Below are 18,313 nucleotides of genomic sequence, written 5' to 3'. Positions count from 1 at the left end.
GTTTCGATTATAAACGAAGGGACTCACAACTTCCCACCTCCTAAATCCCCACCAGGAATTTCTCAATGATTGCCAGGAATCTATGGACTGCTCTGATCGCGATGGTGATTTTCCCCTGTTCGATGGTCGCGGCGAATGAGTCGGTGCTTTCTTTCGACGGAGGCGAAGGTCACGGCAAAGGGAAGAAGATCGTTCTGATCAGTGGTGACGAAGAATATCGCTCGGAAGAAGCGTTGCCGATGCTGGCGAAGATCTTGTCGAAGCATCACGGCTTTCAGTGCACCGTCTTGTTTGCGATCAACCCGGAAGATGGCACCATCGATCCCAATAACCAGACCAACATTCCTGGCATGGAAGTGTTGAAGGATGCCGACCTTTGCATTCTGATGACGCGCTTCCGTAACTTGCCGGAAGCCGACATGCAGATCCTGGACGACTACCTGAAGGCCGGCAAGCCGATCATTGGTATTCGTACTTCGACGCATGCCTTCAACATTCCGAAGGACGCCAAGTTCGGCAACTATAGCTGGAGCAACAACGGCGGCTTCGGCAAGAAGGTGCTGGGCGAGACCTGGGTGAATCATCATGGTCGCCACAAGGGAGAAAGCACCCGTGGCGTGATCAACGAAAGCGAGAAAGACAATCCAATCCTCAGCGGTGTCGACGATGTCTGGGGACCGACTGACGTCTATGGAATTCGTTCGCTGCCCGAAGATGCCAAGGTGCTGATGTATGGTGCCGTGCTGACCGGAATGAAGCCGGAAGACAAGCCGCTGGAAGGTGCCAAGAACGATCCAATGATGCCAATCGTCTGGACGATGCGTTACCAGTGGGAAGGTGGCAAGCAGGGGACGTCGGTCTGCAGCACGTTTGGAAGTGCGATCGACTTTGTCAACGAAGATGGTCGCCGCTTGATTGTGAACGCGGCTTACGACCTGGTGGGCTTGGAAGACAAGATCACGCCCGATCTGGATGTGACGATCGTGGGTGATTACGAGCCAAGCTTCTATGGCTTCAACGCTTTTCAGAAGGGGCTGAAGCCAGCCGACTTCCAGGGCAAATAACCATCGCCCCGACAGAGTTGTTTGATCATCAAGGCCAGTTGCAATCGCGACTGGCTTTTTTACTTCGCTCGGCGATCGTCAGGGGTTGGCACACCACGGCGATCGAGGCCGCTGCGTCGGTCGATCTCAGGATAGGTCGCCTGAGGAACCTGGTCGGTGGCTCGGCGGCCGCGAGAAGCTCCATTGGCATTCTGCGCTGGCGGAGCCTGTTGAGGAGGTGCGCTCCCTGCACGGCGATCGCCACCGGCTGGCGTCGTGGTGTCGGTCGAGCGACGTCCCCACAAACGATCGGTCCAGCGGCGCCCCTGACCGTTCTCTGGCGGAGCCAACAAGACCACCAGGCCAATGCCCAGTGCCAAGCCACCCAGCAAGCCGGTGCCGGCGATAACGGTCTTGCCAGGGCCTAGCGGATTTTCGCCGGTCGTTGGCAAGTCGATGCGAGTAATCAGGCTCGAAGTTTCCGAAGCGAGTTTGTTCGCCTTCGCGTCGGCCAGCTGTTCGTGAGCGGCACGAAGCACCTGCGAGCATTTCTCAACGTCAGCAACCAGATTGGCGTAGGTCGCACGAATCGAAGCCAACGCATCGAGGCGTTTACGGACGTCTTCTTCCTGCGAACTGATTGACTTGATCTGGGTCTGCTGAAGCTTGATGTCGGCTTGAACGCCACGGACCGCGATCGAAAGCTCGTCACGCAGTTTGTTACGCACTTCTTCTTCCGAAGCCATCGCCGATTGCACCTGCGGATGATCCTTGCTCATCTTGCCCATCAGCTGCGACGTACGAAGCTGAGCGTCGACCAGGCCATCTTTCAAGCGACGAAGGGCAGGCTGGCTTTCGAGCAAAGCGTTTGGTGTCGCGATCAACTGTTCCGGATCGCTTTGGGCTTCCTGCAGGATCTTGAGTTGTTCCTGAAGCTTGGCGAGATCCGATTCGCCATCGCGGATCTGCTGCTTGATTTGGTTCCACGAGTTTCGCAGGTTGCCATCGCCCGAGGTGGCATCGTTCAGGCTGCGAAGTTCTCCTAGATCGCTACCGACTTGAGTTTCTTGAGCCTTCAACGCTAACGTCGACTTATCAAGTTCCTGCTGAGCAAGTTTCTCGGCATCTTTCAATTCGTCGATCACGCTATCGGCACGTCGATTACGAATGTCCTTCAGGGCTCTGTCGAGTTCTGTGCAAAGTGCCGAGGTCAACTGAATGGCTCGTTCGCGATTGTCGGACACGACCGACAGATGCAGAACTTCGGTCGTGCCGAACTCGGCGCCGTTGGGTGGGCTGACCGAAACGTTCTTGCGGAGACTTTCGATATCGCTGAGCGATGGCCAGGTGCCATGGCTGGAATGATTTGGGGCAGGACCGACCTTCTGCAGCGTGGCTTCTAGAACGGCCTGATTACGGGCCACTTCGACCACCATTTCCTGCGCGGCTTTCAGGGTATCGTTGCTGTCGAAACGTCCCTGGCCGCTGAGCTGACCGGCGGCTTCGTCACGCAGAACGACCGACTGGGTCGCCTTCCATTCGTCTGGCTTGATCAACGCATAGGTAGCGGCCAGCAGGAAACAACCAACGGCCACCGGGACCCACAGCTTCCATTGGGCGCGAAGCAGTTGAATATATTGTTGGGCCTGACGAGGCAACTGAAGCTGGCTCATGATGACTTCCGAGTGCAGATTGCAGCGGTTATGACGATTGTCCGAGGTCTGCGCTGTGGCGCAATAAGACGTGTAAGCAACTCTAGGTTGTCGTTCCGAGCGCGGGGGCCGAATTACGAGAATCGATTCGGGGAAAGAAAGCCGATCGGCGAGGCCGTTTGGCCGGTCGTGGCCAGGTCGCAAAGAATCTGCCCCAAAGCAGAAGCAAACTTGAATCCGTGTCCCGAGAGCCCTGCCGCGAAATGCAGGCCCGATTGCTCAGGATGCGAGCCAACCAGGAAGTGTTGGTCCGGTGTCATCGTATACATGCAGGCCGCATGGCGTGTCAGATTCGTCGAAAGCTGCGGCATGCAGGTCTGCACGAACGCTTCGACCGATTGACGATCGGCGATGTCTTCGGACTGCGAGTGAGCTTGCGCGGAAGCGATCGTTTCGCCTCCATCGTGCCGGGCCAGCTTCACACCCTGCGCATCGATCTGAGGGAAACCATAATAGATCCCACCCACCGTCTCGAAGAGAAACACCGGAAACGAAGCACCGCTCGTGTAATGCGGAACTTGATTCTCAAACCAGTAAAGCTGCTTGCGGAGGATCGTCAGCGGGACGTTTAAGTCGGCAAGCAATTGTTGGGCCCATGCCCCGCCGCAAATGACTAGTTGCTTCGCGTGGATAGTCCTAGTGTCAGATTGCAAGACATACTCGTCCGCTTCTTTATCCCAGGCATGAACCGGGCAATTGGTCGCCATCTCGGCACCATGTTGGACGGCCAGTTTTAAATAGGCATCGATGCACTCGGACACCAGCAGATAGCCGGCGTTGCGCTCGAGAAGGCCGACACAGTTCTCGGGTGGAACCAGGCCGGGAAATGCCTTCGAGATCTCTTCGTGCGAAAACGAGTCGATTGCCAGTTGATGCTGCTCGGCACTTTTGCGGACGCCGGCAATCACTTCGCCTGATTCGGGACCGATTTGCAAGACACCGGTTGGGAAGTAGAGGGAACGCTCGCTGGCCGATTCTAATTCGGCCCAACCCTGGTAAGCCTGACGGAGCAGGGGGACATAGTCCGGGTGCTCGAAGTAGGCCATCCGGATCACCCGGGTTTGGCCGTGCGAGCTACCCAGCGAATGCGGAGGTGCGAACCGGTCGAGACCGATCACGCGGGCACCACTCTTGGCCAAGTGGTACAACGCCGAACTACCGACGCCGCCGATTCCGATCACCGCAACGTCGTATGTCGTCATACCTCGTTCCTACTTGATACGGAAGTCGATCGATGACTGCCCGAACTTGTCGGAGGCTGGATCACGAACCGTCAATTCTAAACGATACGAACCAGGCGTGATGTTCTCGGGCATGTAAAGCCGGTAAGGAACGTAGAAGTCGCGGCGACGAACGCGGCAACTGTCTTTCACTTCCGGGAACTGGCGAGCATCGATTCGACGCCCGGCCTGGTCGTAGATTTCGTAGTTGCTTTGCAGCGTCGTTTCAAACTTGCCACCGTTGTCGCGGCTCGAGAAGTTGTCGACTTCGACGTACAGCAGCACTTCCTGTTGTGGTTGGAAGTCGTGTGAAGGGAATGGCTTGAACTGCCCGAAGCTGTCGACGCTTTGAATGAACTCGAGGTTCTTCAGTTCCAACGGGCTGGCGGCTTCCAGGTGCGACATCACGCGGCGGAACGATCCCAGTGCCAGGCTATGGCGTCGCTCGACCGGAATCTCTTCAACTTGCATGTAATCGGCCAGGCCAAAGAGCGTGTTGCTCCAGACCTCTTGTTCTTCAGGGCTCAAGCCTTCGACCTTCTCTAAGGCGTCCGACTTGCGATCGGCAACCAGATACAGCATTCGCAAGCGAAGCTGGGCGATCGTTCGTTCTTCTTCGGAGAGTCGGCTGTCACCGGCGACCTGTTGAAGTTGCTGGATCGAATCCGAGACCAGTTTCTCCCAGTCGCCGCTGCTCGATTCAGGCTGGTTGCGGGATGCCCAGTAGGCAACCGTGTTGCCACGACGCGTGTCCGCAATCCAACCACGTCCCTTCAAATCGAAGAGAATGGCATGCAGTTCGTCGAGGCTCATCGCAATTGGGTTCGGCGAAGTCCGCGACTGTTCCGGACCGAACTGGGCGAGGTAGTCTTTGTGCAACGCTTCGAGCGAGACCTGACCTCGTTCCCACAAGATCTGCATCACGCGGTATTCGTCCTTGGTCAGCTTGCTGACCGACTCTTCTTCGGCAGGCTTCTTTTTGGGCCCCGCCATTTTGTCTGGCAGACTTTTCGTCTCGTTGCGCATCTGGTTGTAGGCGACAACCTGGACGTCTTCCGGGTAAAGACCTTCGCTGCCGGCATCGACTTCCGAAACATGGGCAGCCAGTTGGACTCCTGCGTCACGATGATTCCTGGCTTCCGGAGCAACCGGTTGACGTGCTCCGGGCATGGTCTTTCCACGCTCGAGATCGATCGTTTTGGGATACAAATCAGGATCGACCTGGGCTAAGTGCGAGGTGTCTTGATGCATGTTCGTGGAAGGCAAACGCTTTGGGCCTTCTTCGGCATTGGTCGCCGGCTGTGGCACGCTGCCACTGGCGAGGTGCTGCTGGACCAGCTTCGTGGCATACTTCTGCACCATGTCCTCGCTCTGGGCGGGGGGAGGTGTTTGCTGAGCGATCTTGGTTTCAGTCTTCGGGCCGAAGACAGGTTCGAGCTTGGAAAGCAGTTCTTCCCACTGCGAATCGTTGGCCGAAGCGAACTCGGTCAGAATCTGTTGCTTGTCCGCTTCAGGGAGAGTCAACGCGGCGACGCGAGCAGCATAGGAGGCTGGTTTCTTGGCTTCTGTTGATGGTGGCTGCTGCTGATCGGCTTCCGCCAGACGTGCCGCCAGCTTCTTACCGAGGGAAACATCGCTGCTTTCCGACTCGACCAGAATGTTCTTTTCCGGAGGCTTCTCTTCCATGCCGGCCGGCTTGGTCGACATTGGGCGCGCTTTGGTGGCGGCTTGATGGTCCAGGTAGCTGTTCAACGAGCTGGATTCTTTGGCGCCCCGGTTCCAACCGCTCATGCAGCCAGTCAGCAGAACGCTTAGCAGTACGATACTGGGGAGGTAAATCTTCGACATCATTCGCTCGGGCTTCCGTTGTTGGCGCGCTTGCGCAAGCCTTCTTCCAAGAAACGGTCCGGCGGATAGTAGGAAAACCTCAAGTTTGAAGCAAGAGATACCGATCCGTGAATCTTCGAGCAGTGATAGCACGCGGCGATCCGCTACCGAGCGTTGCTAGCTCGCGGTGGATCGAGGGCCTTCGAGAACGAGACCACCAGCTTCTCCAGGGCCAGTCGGCCACGAGTTTCGTGCGAGTGGCTACCCTTCAGGGAAAGATCCAGCTCCAGCAGTTGGCGGTAGAGTCGCCCCCCGCGAATTTGCCCCAGAGCCAATAGACGACGCTGGGCTTCTTCCAACGCCTTGGGCCAGTTCGGGAAGCCTGCTTCTTTCAAGGCATCTCGCAGGCTGACTGCATCACCGCGGCGACGTGCCCGTTGATAGATGCGAGTGGCGGCGGCGAAACGTCGCAGGCTCCAGGCAATCTGACCGTACAGCTTCTGAGGTTTCTCACCGGCTTGGAACAATCGGTCGAGTTGTAGCAAGGCATCCGCCGTCTTCCCTTCGACGGCCGCATCGACCAGGTGCCAGATCTCTTGTAACTGGCCACCATGCACTTGTTCGGTAACGAGCGCTTCGTCGATCGGTTGATGGATATCGACGAACAATGCCAGTCGGGCGATCTCTTGATCGATCAGGCCAAGTTCCGTGCCGAGCATTTCGACCAACAGGTTCGCTGCGCCGACGTTCAACTTGGCATCGTGTTCGACCTTGGCACGGCGCACAAACCACTTGGCCAGGGCATCGTAGTCGAGCGAGGTCTTCTTGCCCGACTTCTTTTCAGGTGGATTGCATTGAATCTGAAGACCGGTCGCGTCGCACTTTTTATAGAGACGCGTGTTGGCGGCCCACTTCTCGACCTGAAGGACCAGTACGCCGCCTGGCCGTTTCTTCTCGAGAAAGTTTTCTAGTTCGTCACGGTAACGGCTGACGAATGGGTCGGCATCTTCCACCACGGCAAGGCGGCGACCCGAACTGCCGAACAAGCTGACTGTCGAGACTTCATCGGCGACATCGACCCATGTCACGGTGTTGCCGGCAAGCTTGCCGTAGGGGACATCGGTATCAACCCCGAGGACTGCCTGGCGAACTTTTTCGGTAGCTAGTCCGCGCAAGAAGGCGTCGCGTCCGAAAACGATGCAGACCGAAGGAATCGTCGTTTCCTCGGCATCCAGAAAGTCAAAAGCATGAACCGTATTTGCCATGGCACCAAGTTACCCGGTCTGGCACCGATTGGCTACCGGCGACCTAGCGGACGGTGACCGGCATGGCGGCTTGTTCGGGCTGGTTGTTTCGCGGCTGGATCGAGCGAATCTGCCCCCGCGGAACCAGTCCATCGTTGGCGATCGCCCGTTTCAGAATGAATTCGCCAATGTTGCCGGCTTTGTCCTGCGATTCGACCTTCAGGTAGATGTCGGCGGGGACTTCCGGGGTAATCTTCCAGACGTATTTCCCGGAGTTCGCGATTTCTTGGGCAATCGGCTTCCAGGGACCATTCACCGACGACGAGTAGAACAGCGAAATCGGCCGTTCGGTCAGGTTCGCATCGCTGCTGGTCCAATTGATATCGAGGTGCCCGACATGAGGCCCTTCGCCATAGACAACGTTGGTCAGCGTGGCGACGGGTTTCGTCAGGTCAACATTCACCCAGATATCGGCCAGGTCACCCGCTTGGGGGCGACGACCAGTCAAACCATTGCCACCTTCGACGACGATCCGGAAGCCGTAGATGCCTTCTGCTTGCACTTCGACATCGAAGGGACTTTCGCGGTCAGGGTCGATACCGCCAGGTTCCCAGGTTTCGCCCCCGTTTCGCGTGACCCACAATTCGATCTGACCGATCCCTGAAGGACCGACCGTATCGACACCGTAGTTCAAAGCGAACGTCTTCTGATTGATCGATTGCGGCACGACGCCTGGCGGCAGGCCAACCATCGCGGGCTGCGAAGGCTGAGGTGCCGTCGGCTGGCCCGAGTTGGCAACCGGAGGTTCCATCTTCATGCTCGCAGGACGGAAACGATCCGGCATGCCGGATGGAATCGGAGCCAGGCCATTTCCGCCAGCGGCTGGTGGTGCCGGTTGCTGAGGAGCCGCGGCAAGATTACCGGCCGCTGGAGTTTGCGGGCGAGGCACTGCGTTGTCGGTTGGCCATGGAATCGACTGCGACGGTGGTGGTGGCATGTCGACGCGTCGTTGTTGGAATGGATCGACCGGAACGTTGCCGCCTGCCAAAGGATTGGAAGGCTGACCATCCTGCCCCGGCAGCGGTCGGGAAACGCCATTCCAGCGAGGTCGCTGTGCAACCAATGGAACCGCGACCGATTGCTGCGAGAAGCCAACGTTGCCTGCTTTGTCGTTCGCATCGAGTCGAACCAGCATCACGCGGTCGGTCGCAATCGGAAACCAGCGGGTTTCGCCAGCAATGATTCCATTGGCCTGATAGGCCTGGCTGGGGTCGATCTGAACTTGCTGGAAAGGGCTTTGCTGCGAAGTCTGATAGCTCAGTCGAATTTGGCTCGCATCGATCGCTTTATCGCGGACCGTCCACTTGGCGATGACTTCGCCGCTGTCCAGGGCCTCGACTTCCAGATTGATGACCGGCGTCTGGGTATCGATCGCCACTTTGAGTTCCGGTTTCATCACCGGCGAAGCATTCGTGGGCCTTCCCGAATTGTCGAAGGTCCGAATGGCGAACCAGTATTCGCCATCGCTGCTGGCTTGAAACACGAAGCGATCTTGCCGAGACGACTGGCGTTGGTAGCCCACCCAGTTCACGCCTTGATCGTTTGAGACCATCAGTTGAACTTCAGGCGTCGTATTGGGGGCATCGACCTGGTAAGGAATGCCGAACTCGGTCTGACGAATTACGACCGGTTCTCCCTTGTCCTGGGAAGGCCGAGCTGGCTGAGCTTGCTGTGCTGATAGCATGCCAGGGCCGGATGCCAGCATCGATGCTAAAACGCCAGCCGTGGCTGCGAGCATACGTGGATTGCTGAACATGAATGACCCTTTGAACGATAGAGGACGCGACAGAGAATCTATCGGTTGTTCGGGAAGGCCGCTTGACGGGGTCGCCCATATGGTACGCGTCAGCGAAGGCTGGCAATCTGTACCGGTCGTATCGTTCGTAACAGTCGGCGAGTCCGTGCCGTCACGGCATGGTCAAAGTGCTTAGATCGATGTCGAGCGGTTCGCTGCCGCTACGAGTCGCCAAGGCCTGCAGACGAACCGGAGAAGTGTTCTCGTGGAAGTGGTAGGTGTCGCCGTTCAACATGCCGACATTGCCGCTGAGCGTCGACGCTGGCGCGTTGGGGTCGGTGCGAATGATCATCGTTCCCTGGGGCGAATCGATATCGTAGTTGTTTGTCGGATCGGTCCAGTCGAGACCGATTCCGTTTAACTCGACAATCGTGAGGATGCCCTCCGGGGCGTCGAGGGCTTGGGCTCGGCCAACGGACTTGTCGCGGGGGAAGATCGAACGATTTCCGACGACGGCGGCAAAGTGGGTGATTGTGTTGTTGGCGGAAGTTTCATCGAACGCGCGGAAGACTGACGGCATCTGCATCGTGACGTTGACGTTATGAGCCGAATTCCAGGCCTCGTCGAATTTGTACTGGTCGTACAGATGCTGATAGCCGAGCTGTGGCAGGATCATTACCCGCCAGGAATGGGCTGGCTTCCCTTTATCATCTAGGAAATAGGCCGGGGGAAAGGTGCCATGCGTGTCGTGGTACGCGTTCAAGGCGTTGATCAACTTGGCAATTTGCTGCTGGTTGGCCTTGTTGCGCGCATCGGTTCGCATCTGGGCGATCGCCGGCAGACCCACGCGAAATATTAATACTGCCAATAGAAAGAGAACCGAGAAGGAAACGACTGCGACTCCCAGAATGCCGATCAGCGTTCCCAGCTCGACGCCACGGTCGCGATTGTCGTCAGAGCTTTGTCCGGTTCGGGCATTCTTGCTTTCCGAGGGTTCAGGAATGCTGATTGTCTTCGCACAGACAGCACATGGCCCGGTTTGCCCCGCATATTGATCCAGGACTTTCATCCTGGTTCCACAGTTGGGGCATTCAAACGTAATGGGCATCGGGAGTCAGCTATGCGAAGAGTTTCGAAGAAGTCAGCACTTCGATTAATCGTAGCCCCGAGCATCCAGCGGAACAACTATTGAGCACGGAATCGCTGGACGATCTCGACGTACTGGCTCGCAAGATCTCGGATGCGATCCATATTGCCGCTGCTGACGGCCGACTTCTCGACCAACGACCCACCGATTCCCAGCGAACAGGCACCTGCCTTCAGGAACGATTCGGCCGTATCGAGATTCACGCCGCCAGTTGGCATCATGCGCACCTGGGGCAGGGGACCCTTCAAGGCCTTCAGATAGTCAGGACCGGTCAGGTCAGATGGGAAGATCTTGACGACGTCGGCCCCTGCTTGCCATGCCTGAACGACTTCCGTCGGTGTCAAAGCACCTGGCATCATCGCTTTGTCGTAACGATGACTCATCTCGATCGTTCGCGGATCGACGATGGGAGAAACGATGAACTCGGCACCGGCCAGAATAGCAATGCGTGCCGTTTCCGGATCGAGCACCGTGCCAGCACCGAGCTGAATCTGATCACCAAAGCGGTCGGCGACATATTCGAGCACCTTGTGAGCCTTAGGCACGGTGAAGGTAACTTCGATCGCCGTGACACCTCCTTCGACGAGTGCCTGGGTGACGTCCGCCAGGATTGCCCCATTGTCCGCGCGAATGACCGCGACGACGCCCACATCGCAGATCTTTTGAACGGTTGCTTCGCGTGCCATGCCTGTTGCCCTAAATGATGCTTGAATAAGAGGATACGTCTGTGTTTAGCGTATCGCCGTCAAAAGGGTGCTGTCAATTTGCCGATCGGGCTGAGCATTCCGGGCGAATCATTGGACGTCGCACGTGATAATGGAAATAATGAACGATTGAGGGACTCCGGGCGGTTCGGTTGTTTTTGCCTGGTAGGAAAACCTTGTCGAATCAACTCTTGCCGTACCGCGATGGAAAAGTACTACCTGCAGTTAGCATTCGCAGTATTCCTACTAGCGATATGCATCCTAGGATTGGCACTAACGTTCCACCTTCTGAGAAAATGGCGCGAATACTCGGACGACGACCAACAAGGACCCGATGGGATGCTATCAAAGTTCCGCGAAATGCATTCACGGGGTGAGCTATCGGACGAGGAATTCCGAAAGATAAAGACGGACATCAAAGCCAGAATCCAAGAGCCAGCAACAGTTTCGGAAGAAGCGGAACCCGTTTTTACCGAAGATGCCAGCAAGGCGGATTAAGGTGAATTTGTCTGGTTTTGCGAAAGACAATCGCACAAACCAAAACATCGTTTCGTAATGCGAGGTGTGGTGCCTGGGAGGCCAACCAACGAGGGTCGCAAGTCGACTCTCTCTTCGCCCATGCGAAGCGGTATCAGCGTAGCGAGTTGCACGAATAGAAGCAGCTACTGCGGCTGAAGAATACGGCTCGAACTTCTTGCGGACAAGGATGCCCCCAGGCCAAACGGCTTCGATAAGCCATGGCCAGTCGAGCAGCACGTGGAAATTTTAACAGCCCTGGCCGGCATTGCATCAAGAGATTGACTCAAGGTCCCAAGCCCATTGCCAGACGCTGTTCCAAGCGAAGCCGAAAGGAGTTTATTCATGCCCGCAGGTAATGACGTTGGTGGATCCCGGCACAACAGCACCAACAAGAAAAATGCATTCTGCTCGTTCTGTCGTCGTAACTATCGCGAAGTAGGTCCTTTGGTCGAGGGCCCAGGCGACGTTTACAATAACGTGTACATTTGCGGCGAGTGCATCGATCTGTGCAAAGAGATCCTGGAAAAAGAGAACCGACGCCGTGGCGCCGGTAACAAACTCTTCAACAAGATCCCCAGCCCTCGTGAAATCATGGCCAACCTCGACGAATACGTCATCGGTCAGGATGGGGCGAAGAAGGTTCTCTCCGTCGCGGTTCATAACCACTACAAGCGACTGGTCGTCGGCCACGAAGGTTCCGACGTTGAAATCGAAAAGTCCAACATCATGCTGGTAGGTCCGACCGGTAGCGGTAAGACGCTGCTGGCTCGCACCCTGGCACGTATCCTGAACGTTCCGTTCGCCATCGGCGATGCCACCACGCTGACCGAAGCTGGTTACGTGGGTGAAGACGTCGAAAACCTGCTGCTGAAACTGCTGCACGCTGCCGACTTCGACGTCGAAGCTGCCCAGCGAGGCATTCTGTACATCGACGAGATCGACAAGATCGGCAAGACCTCGAACAACGTTTCGATCACTCGTGACGTGTCGGGCGAAGGTGTGCAGCAGGCCCTGCTGAAGATGCTGGAAGGCACCGTCGCCAACGTTCCCCCACAAGGTGGTCGTAAGCATCCAGAACAGCAGTACATCCAGATCGACACCAGCAACATTCTGTTCATCTGCGGTGGTACGTTCGTCGGTATCGAAGACATCGTTCGTCGCCGCATGGGCCGCAAGAGCATTGGTTTCGGTCAGTCCTCGGGCTTCAAGTCGGAAGCGGATGCCGCCGAACTGATGCGAAACGTGACCAGCGACGACGTCCTGGAATTCGGTTTGATTCCGGAACTGGTTGGTCGTTTGCCAATGGTCGCTTCGCTGGAGCCACTCGATCTGCCAACTCTCAAGAGCGTGCTGACGCAGCCAAAGAACGCCCTGATCAAGCAGTACCAAACGCTGTTCGAGATGGAAAACGCCGAGCTGCAGTTCACCGACGAAGCGATCGAAGCCATCGCCCAGCGAGCCCTGGCCAAGGGAACTGGTGCTCGTGGTCTGCGTTCGATCATCGAATCGGTCATGCTCGACATCATGTTTGACCTGCCAGAACAGGAACCCGGTTCCAACTACTCGATCACTCGCGAAATCGTTGAAGGCCGTGAAAAGCTTTTCAAGATGCCGGAAACGAAGAGTGCCTAAGAAGTCTCCTGACTTCCCCTCCTTTTCCAACGCAGAACCCCGCGTCATCGCCCGGCGCGGGGTTCTTTTTTTTCCTCCCTCTCTTTTCGATTTATTCCCCGGTCGCCAGTTCTCGACGTTAAAGGGCGAAAATCGTACAATCGCAGCCTAATCCTGACGCGCCGAACGAGCTTTCGAGAGATGCCCCTTGGACGATTCGAGCCAAACTGAATCCTCTGTCGACTCCCCCTGGTTGGCTTTCGGAAAACTGTGTCGTCTTCCGAATCTATTCACGGCTTGGGCCGATATCTTCGCCGGTTTTTTCATCGTGTCGGCGTTTTCGAACCTGGGCATTGCTAACCTGAACGGCCCGGCGATCTTCGTGTGCCTGGTGCTGGCCTCGAGTTTGATTTACTCGGCCGGCATGGTGCTGAACGACTATTACGACCGAGACATCGACGCCCAACAGCGACCCAATCGGCCCATTCCTTCCGGAGCGATCTCTGCCCGGACGGCGATGCTGGCGGGCTATGGCATGCTGCTTGTGGGCTGCCTGATCGCGCTGCTGGGGGGCTATGTTTACGTCGACTACGCCGCGATTCCCTGGCGAGGCGGGGCCGTGGCTCTGGTTCTGTCGGTTTGCGTGGTTGCCTACGATGCCATCCTGAAGCGGACCTTTCTGGCTCCCTGGATGATGGGGGCATGCCGCTTTTTCAATATCTTGCTCGGAATGAGCCTGGCCAAGGGATTGCCCCTGGAAGACTGGCCACAACTGCTGAGCTTTGATCTGGGACAACTGATGTTTGCCGGCGGGATTGGTCTGTATATCGTCGGGGTGACCTGGTTTGCCCGGACGGAAGCGACCGAAAGCAGCCGCTCGATGCTGATTTTGGGTGCCGGTTTGATGCTGGCGGGCATCCTGATGCTGGCCGTTTTGCCGTTCGTTCAGCCCTCGATTGTGGATGTCGATCGATCTCAGGCATTCGGCTTGGCAGGCATTTTGTTATTATTAAGTCTGTCCTTAATCCGACGCGTGGTGATCGCCATCATGACGCCGGTTCCCGAAAATGTGCAAACGACGATCAAACAGGCGATCTTGTCGCTGATTTTTTTCAACGCGGCAATTACCCTGGCTGTATGTGGAACGATCTGGGCGGTTTCGATTGTCGCCTTGTTAGTTCCCATGCTGGGGCTGCGGCGTTGGATGTATTCAACCTAATCACCACCCGGCAACTGCCTTTCCTGCAACACGCAGAACAAGCCGGACTGAAGTAACAGCGACACCAAGAGCCCGAAGGTACCATTGGGGATGATCCTGGGATACAACACGAATGGACTCGCGCATCACGATCCTTTCGATGCCGTAGAGATCTTGTCCGAGATCGGATACTCGGCCATCGCGTTGACGATCGATCATCTGACGTTGACTCCCTTCGGTAACACCTACCTGGCAACTCGCCAGGTCGATCTGTTGGCCAAAGTTCTGGACGAAGCGAAGATGCGTTCAGTTATCGAGACCGGTGCCCGCTTCCTGCTGAACCCACGTGTCAAGCACGAACCCACGTTCGTCAGCCCCGATGCCAAAGGTCGGGACCTTCGTTACGAATTCATGCGGCACTGCATTGATACCGCTCAGACACTTAAAAGCGATTGCGTGTCGGTCTGGTCAGGACGTCTGTTGGACGATGTCTCGGAAGAGGTCGCCATGGATCGCCTGGTCGCGTCGCTTCAACCAGTTCTCGACTACGCGGCCGAGCGCGATGTGACGATTGGCTTTGAACCCGAGCCGGGCATGTTCATCGATACGATGGCGAAGTTCGATCAATTGCAGCAGCGGATCGATGCGAGCAACTTCCAGTTGACCATCGATATCGGTCACCTCCATTGTCAGGGGGAAACCCCGATCGCGGACTACCTGCGGCGATATGGTGATCGGATTGTGAACATTCATATTGAAGACATGAAAGCCGGGGTGCACGAGCACCTTCCCTTCGGTGATGGCGAAATCGATTTCCCGCCGATCTTCCAGGCTTTGAAAGAGATCGACTACCAAGGTCCGGTGAACGTCGAACTGAGTCGCCACAGCCACGATGGGCCGAACATGGCCCAAAAGTCGTACGACTTTCTGAAGCCGCTGATTTAGTCGCGGTCTCTTATTTCGAGGCACAGCTGGCAGTGGTAAGTTGCCCCGGTTTTCTCGCATGGCGTCTCCGGTTAGAGTGACTTGATCGCCTTTTGCACTTCGTTCCTGCCCCCATCTCTGCGAGCACATTCTCATGGCCGACAACGTCGTACTTCTTTCGATCCCAGGCCTGCGAGCCTCCGACGTCGCCCACATGCCAAACCTGAAGGCGCTGACGCAAGATGGCGACAAGGCGACCTTGGTACCAAGCTTTCCAGCCGTGACCCTTTCGGTCGAAACCAACATCATGACTGGTAGCCTGCCGGTCGATCATGGTGTGGTGGCCAATGGCTGGTACGACCGAGCCAAGGGAGAAGTCGAACTGTGGACGATGGGTAACGAAGCGATCGAGCAGCCCCAGATCTGGGATATCTTGAAGAAGCACAACGCGGATCTGACTTCGGCTGTCTGGTTCCCAATGTTGAGCAAACGCTGCAAAGCCGATTACGTCTGCATGCCAGCCCCAGTGCATAACCCAGATGGCAGCGAATCGCTGTGGTGCTATACCCGACCAACCGAATACTACGGGGACCTGCTAGCCGAATATGGTCACTTCCCACTCAAGTTCTTCTGGGGACCTTTGGCGTCGATTCCATCGACCAAGTGGATCTCGGACACCGCCGTGCTGACTGCCAAGAAGCACAAGCCAAACTTCTTCTACATCTACTTGCCGCACCTTGACTATCAGGCCCAGAAGCTGGGGCCAGACAGCGATGCCGCTATGAAAGCAGTCGCGGAACTCGATGCCGTGCTGGGCGAGATGTTCGCCGGCTTGAAAGAAGCCTACGGCGAAGAAGTGCTGATCCTGGTCGCCAGCGAATACACGATCGTCCCAGTCGATCACGTTGCCTACCCGAACCGTGTGCTGCGAGAAGCAGGACTGTTGCAGGTCAACAGCGGCGAAGACGGGGAAACGATCGACTATCCCGGTAGCAGCGCCTTCGCAGTGGCGGATCACCAGGTTTCGCACGTCTATGTGAAAGATGCCGACGAAGCGACCATTCAAAAGGTTGTCGAGCTATTCCAGGGAACCGAAGGCATTGCTGAGGTCCTGGCTGGCAGCGATCGTGGCAAGTACTTCCTGGAGCATGCCAACAGCGGCGACGTCGTTCTGGTTTCGTCCGCCAATAGTTGGCAGGCTTATTATTATTGGCTTGACGATGCGGCGGCGCCGAAGTTCGCCCGCACCGTCGACATCCATCGCAAGCCTGGCTACGACCCGGTTGAACTGCATGTCGACATGGCGACCAAGTCGATTCCGCTCGATGCGACGCTCGTCAAAGGCTCGCATGGTGCACCGGCCCAGTCCGATGCTCAGCGCGGCGTGCTGCTGTCGAATCAGAAAGGTGTCTACCCCGAGACCCCTATTGCCGACACCGACGTGTGTGACCTGATTCTCCGCCAGTTCAACATCTAAGGGCTAGGATCCTCGATAATACTGGGGAATCGGTAGCTTGCCTCACTCAGGGGGTTGGCGATGGTTCGATCCTGCCCATTCCCCCTTCCAGGGCCAGGGTTATCGTTCCGTTTGTAGCGGTCGTAGGCTCTTTTTGTCCCACGGTTCCCGAAATCACTTCGATTCTCTCGGCCGATTAACGTGGTGAGGCCTAGATTTTCATGTAGACGCAGACGCCCTGCGGGGCAGCTTGCGCCGAAATGGAATTAGATGTGCAGCGGGAATTGAAGCGTGCCTTCGGGAATCGAAAAAACCTTTCAGCTGTTAGCCAATACGGACAACCATGCGGTGGTTCCGGTGTTGGTTGACGCGCTCGACTCTCCTTATACCGATGTTCGAGAGGCCGCCTTATCGGCGCTACTCGAGCAGCGGCATGCTGTTGCGCAACGAGCTTTGGTACAGCGATGGCGTAATTTCACGCCAGTTCAACGAAGCTGGATCGAACTTTCTGGCATCTCGCTCGAGATCGCACTTCGCGAGCTCATTCAATCGAACGACAACGAACAATTCACTCTGGCGCTCGAGATTCTCGACCAGGTACCAGAGTTCGAGCTCATTCCTGCATTGGCCCTGATCGTGCGAGATTCAGGCCATGCGTTCCGCGATCCGGCGGGCAACACGCTGGTGAACCTGGCCGCGAACCTCCGTAAGAAACTGCGGGATGACGGCACCCAGGCTAACGTCGAGTCGGTACGCAGCCGGGCGATCGATTCCCTGGGGGATTGCATTCGCCATTACGAACAACACGAATCGCTCCCGATTCTGGAAGCGTTTCTGGTTCTCGTCACTCGCGAGAATCAGCTGCTACGAGAGGCATGGAACAATCCTCGCCATCCGGCCCACGCGGCGATCATTCGCTTCCTGCGGCATAGCTCGCGGCCCGAGATCATCGAACTGGTCCTCAGCTCCCTCACCGATATGCACCCGGCAAGCCCGGTGCTCAATATCATTGGTTTGCGGCACGATCCGGCATTCATTGCCGAGCTGACCACCCGGGCCCAAGGCTCGATGAACGATACGATTCGACGCAACCTGTCTCGATTGTCGAAGGTTGCCTGGGCGGAAGAACATAGCCGCGTGCTCGACAAGCTGAATGGCTTGCAGCAAGCCGCCGCCGTCCATATGTCGATGTCGACATCGATTGGCAGCGATCGACTTTACGACCTGCTGATCATCATGGCCCATTCCAGCCACGCCAGCGGTCGCCTGGCGGCTTTGGAAGAGTTGGCCAGCTATGTCGATCCCAAGACCAACGAGCTAATTCTGGAAGCGGTCAGCGATCCGAATTCCGCCGTCCGTGCCGAAGCGCTGCGTCAGCTTCGTCCGCGCGGGATTCCTGGGGCCATCAAGCTGTTACTGCAGCATCTCGATAGCCCACAGCTGATCGTTCAAGACACGGTTCGCAAGGCATTGGCCGAGTTCAATTTCCCTCGGTACCTCTCCGCCTTCGATAAGATGAGCCCCGATGCCCAAAAGAACACCGGACGCCTGGTCCGTGGCATCGATGTGAATACCCAGCGGCTGTTGGCGGCCGAGCTGACCAGCGACGCTGCTTATCGCCGTCTGCGTGCCTTAAAGGTGATCGATGTGATGGAAAATCACATCGATATGGAACCTGACTTGATCAAGGCGATGCAGCACGACGACTATTTTCTGCGGGCCGAAGCAGCCAAGCTGCTGGGCCACTGTTCGTCTTCGACCGCGGTGACCGCGCTCCGAAACGCGATGCTCGATCGTAATGTTCGAGTTCGTGAAAATGCGGAAGAGAGCCTGCGAAAGATTGCTGGCAACAAGTTCGTTCCTCCCGCGATCGAATCGTCTTCGGACGAAGATCGCGTGAAGTCATAAGGAAC

General features: G+C 56.8%; 13 protein-coding genes. 6 read left to right on the top strand and 7 right to left on the bottom strand.

Going from position 1 to position 18,313, the window contains the following annotated elements; genetic code table 11:
• The first annotated feature begins 65 nt into the window (after positions 1–65).
• Positions 66–1,064, top strand: a complete 999-nt coding sequence (locus ABD890_RS06075) for a ThuA domain-containing protein (protein WP_345086894.1) — start codon at positions 66–68, stop codon at positions 1,062–1,064.
• A 59-nt stretch (positions 1,065–1,123) separates the two neighbouring features.
• Here ABD890_RS06075 and ABD890_RS06070 read toward each other — a convergent pair whose 3' ends face one another.
• From ABD890_RS06070 to ABD890_RS06040, 7 genes are all read right to left on the bottom strand, one after another.
• Positions 1,124–2,716 carry a GumC family protein gene (locus tag ABD890_RS06070; RefSeq protein ID WP_345086892.1) on the bottom strand — a complete coding sequence of 531 codons (1,593 nt, stop codon included), beginning with the start codon at positions 2,714–2,716 and terminating at the stop codon, positions 1,124–1,126.
• A 113-nt stretch (positions 2,717–2,829) separates the two neighbouring features.
• Complete coding sequence (gene solA / locus ABD890_RS06065) at positions 2,830–3,957, bottom strand: N-methyl-L-tryptophan oxidase (protein ID WP_345086890.1); 1,128 nt, start codon at positions 3,955–3,957, stop codon at positions 2,830–2,832.
• Between the two features lie 9 nt (positions 3,958–3,966).
• On the bottom strand, positions 3,967–5,826 hold the full coding sequence (locus ABD890_RS06060) for a hypothetical protein (RefSeq protein WP_345086888.1): 1,860 nt from the start codon (positions 5,824–5,826) through the stop codon (positions 3,967–3,969).
• A 140-nt stretch (positions 5,827–5,966) separates the two neighbouring features.
• Positions 5,967–7,067, bottom strand: coding sequence for a DNA polymerase III subunit delta (gene holA / locus ABD890_RS06055; RefSeq protein ID WP_345086886.1), 1,101 nt, complete (start codon positions 7,065–7,067; stop codon positions 5,967–5,969).
• A gap of 43 nt (positions 7,068–7,110) precedes the next feature.
• On the bottom strand, positions 7,111–8,862 hold the full coding sequence (locus ABD890_RS06050; protein ID WP_345086883.1) for a phage tail protein: 1,752 nt from the start codon (positions 8,860–8,862) through the stop codon (positions 7,111–7,113).
• Between the two features lie 151 nt (positions 8,863–9,013).
• The gene (locus tag ABD890_RS06045) at positions 9,014–9,910 is read right to left on the bottom strand and encodes a DUF1559 family PulG-like putative transporter (RefSeq protein ID WP_345086880.1); all 897 of its coding nucleotides are present in this window, start codon (positions 9,908–9,910) and stop codon (positions 9,014–9,016) included.
• Between the two features lie 116 nt (positions 9,911–10,026).
• The gene (locus ABD890_RS06040; protein WP_345086878.1) at positions 10,027–10,674 is read right to left on the bottom strand and encodes a bifunctional 4-hydroxy-2-oxoglutarate aldolase/2-dehydro-3-deoxy-phosphogluconate aldolase; all 648 of its coding nucleotides are present in this window, start codon (positions 10,672–10,674) and stop codon (positions 10,027–10,029) included.
• An 879-nt stretch (positions 10,675–11,553) separates the two neighbouring features.
• On the opposite strand from ABD890_RS06040, the gene clpX reads away from it, so the two are divergent.
• The 5 genes from clpX to ABD890_RS06015 all read left to right on the top strand — a co-directional run bounded on the left by clpX (position 11,554) and on the right by ABD890_RS06015 (position 18,308).
• A complete protein-coding gene (clpX, locus tag ABD890_RS06035) occupies positions 11,554–12,843 on the top strand; it encodes an ATP-dependent Clp protease ATP-binding subunit ClpX (RefSeq protein ID WP_345086875.1) in 1,290 nt (429 codons plus the stop codon).
• Positions 12,844–13,150: 307 nt separating this feature from the next.
• Positions 13,151–14,041, top strand: a complete 891-nt coding sequence (locus ABD890_RS06030; RefSeq protein ID WP_345086873.1) for a UbiA family prenyltransferase — start codon at positions 13,151–13,153, stop codon at positions 14,039–14,041.
• A gap of 90 nt (positions 14,042–14,131) precedes the next feature.
• The gene (locus ABD890_RS06025; RefSeq protein ID WP_345086871.1) at positions 14,132–14,965 is read left to right on the top strand and encodes a sugar phosphate isomerase/epimerase family protein; all 834 of its coding nucleotides are present in this window, start codon (positions 14,132–14,134) and stop codon (positions 14,963–14,965) included.
• A gap of 133 nt (positions 14,966–15,098) precedes the next feature.
• Positions 15,099–16,421 (top strand): alkaline phosphatase family protein, encoded by a 1,323-nt coding sequence (locus ABD890_RS06020; RefSeq protein WP_345086869.1) that lies wholly within the window; start codon positions 15,099–15,101, stop codon positions 16,419–16,421.
• A 270-nt stretch (positions 16,422–16,691) separates the two neighbouring features.
• A complete protein-coding gene (locus ABD890_RS06015; RefSeq protein WP_345086867.1) occupies positions 16,692–18,308 on the top strand; it encodes a HEAT repeat domain-containing protein in 1,617 nt (538 codons plus the stop codon).
• The last annotated feature ends 5 nt before the right edge of the window (positions 18,309–18,313 follow it).

Origin of the sequence: Bremerella cremea (assembly GCF_039541315.1) — a bacterium.
GTDB lineage: Bacteria > Planctomycetota > Planctomycetia > Pirellulales > Pirellulaceae > Bremerella > Bremerella cremea.
Note: the sequence above shows the minus strand (reverse complement) of the source record. Positions and strands in the feature narration are given on the sequence as shown.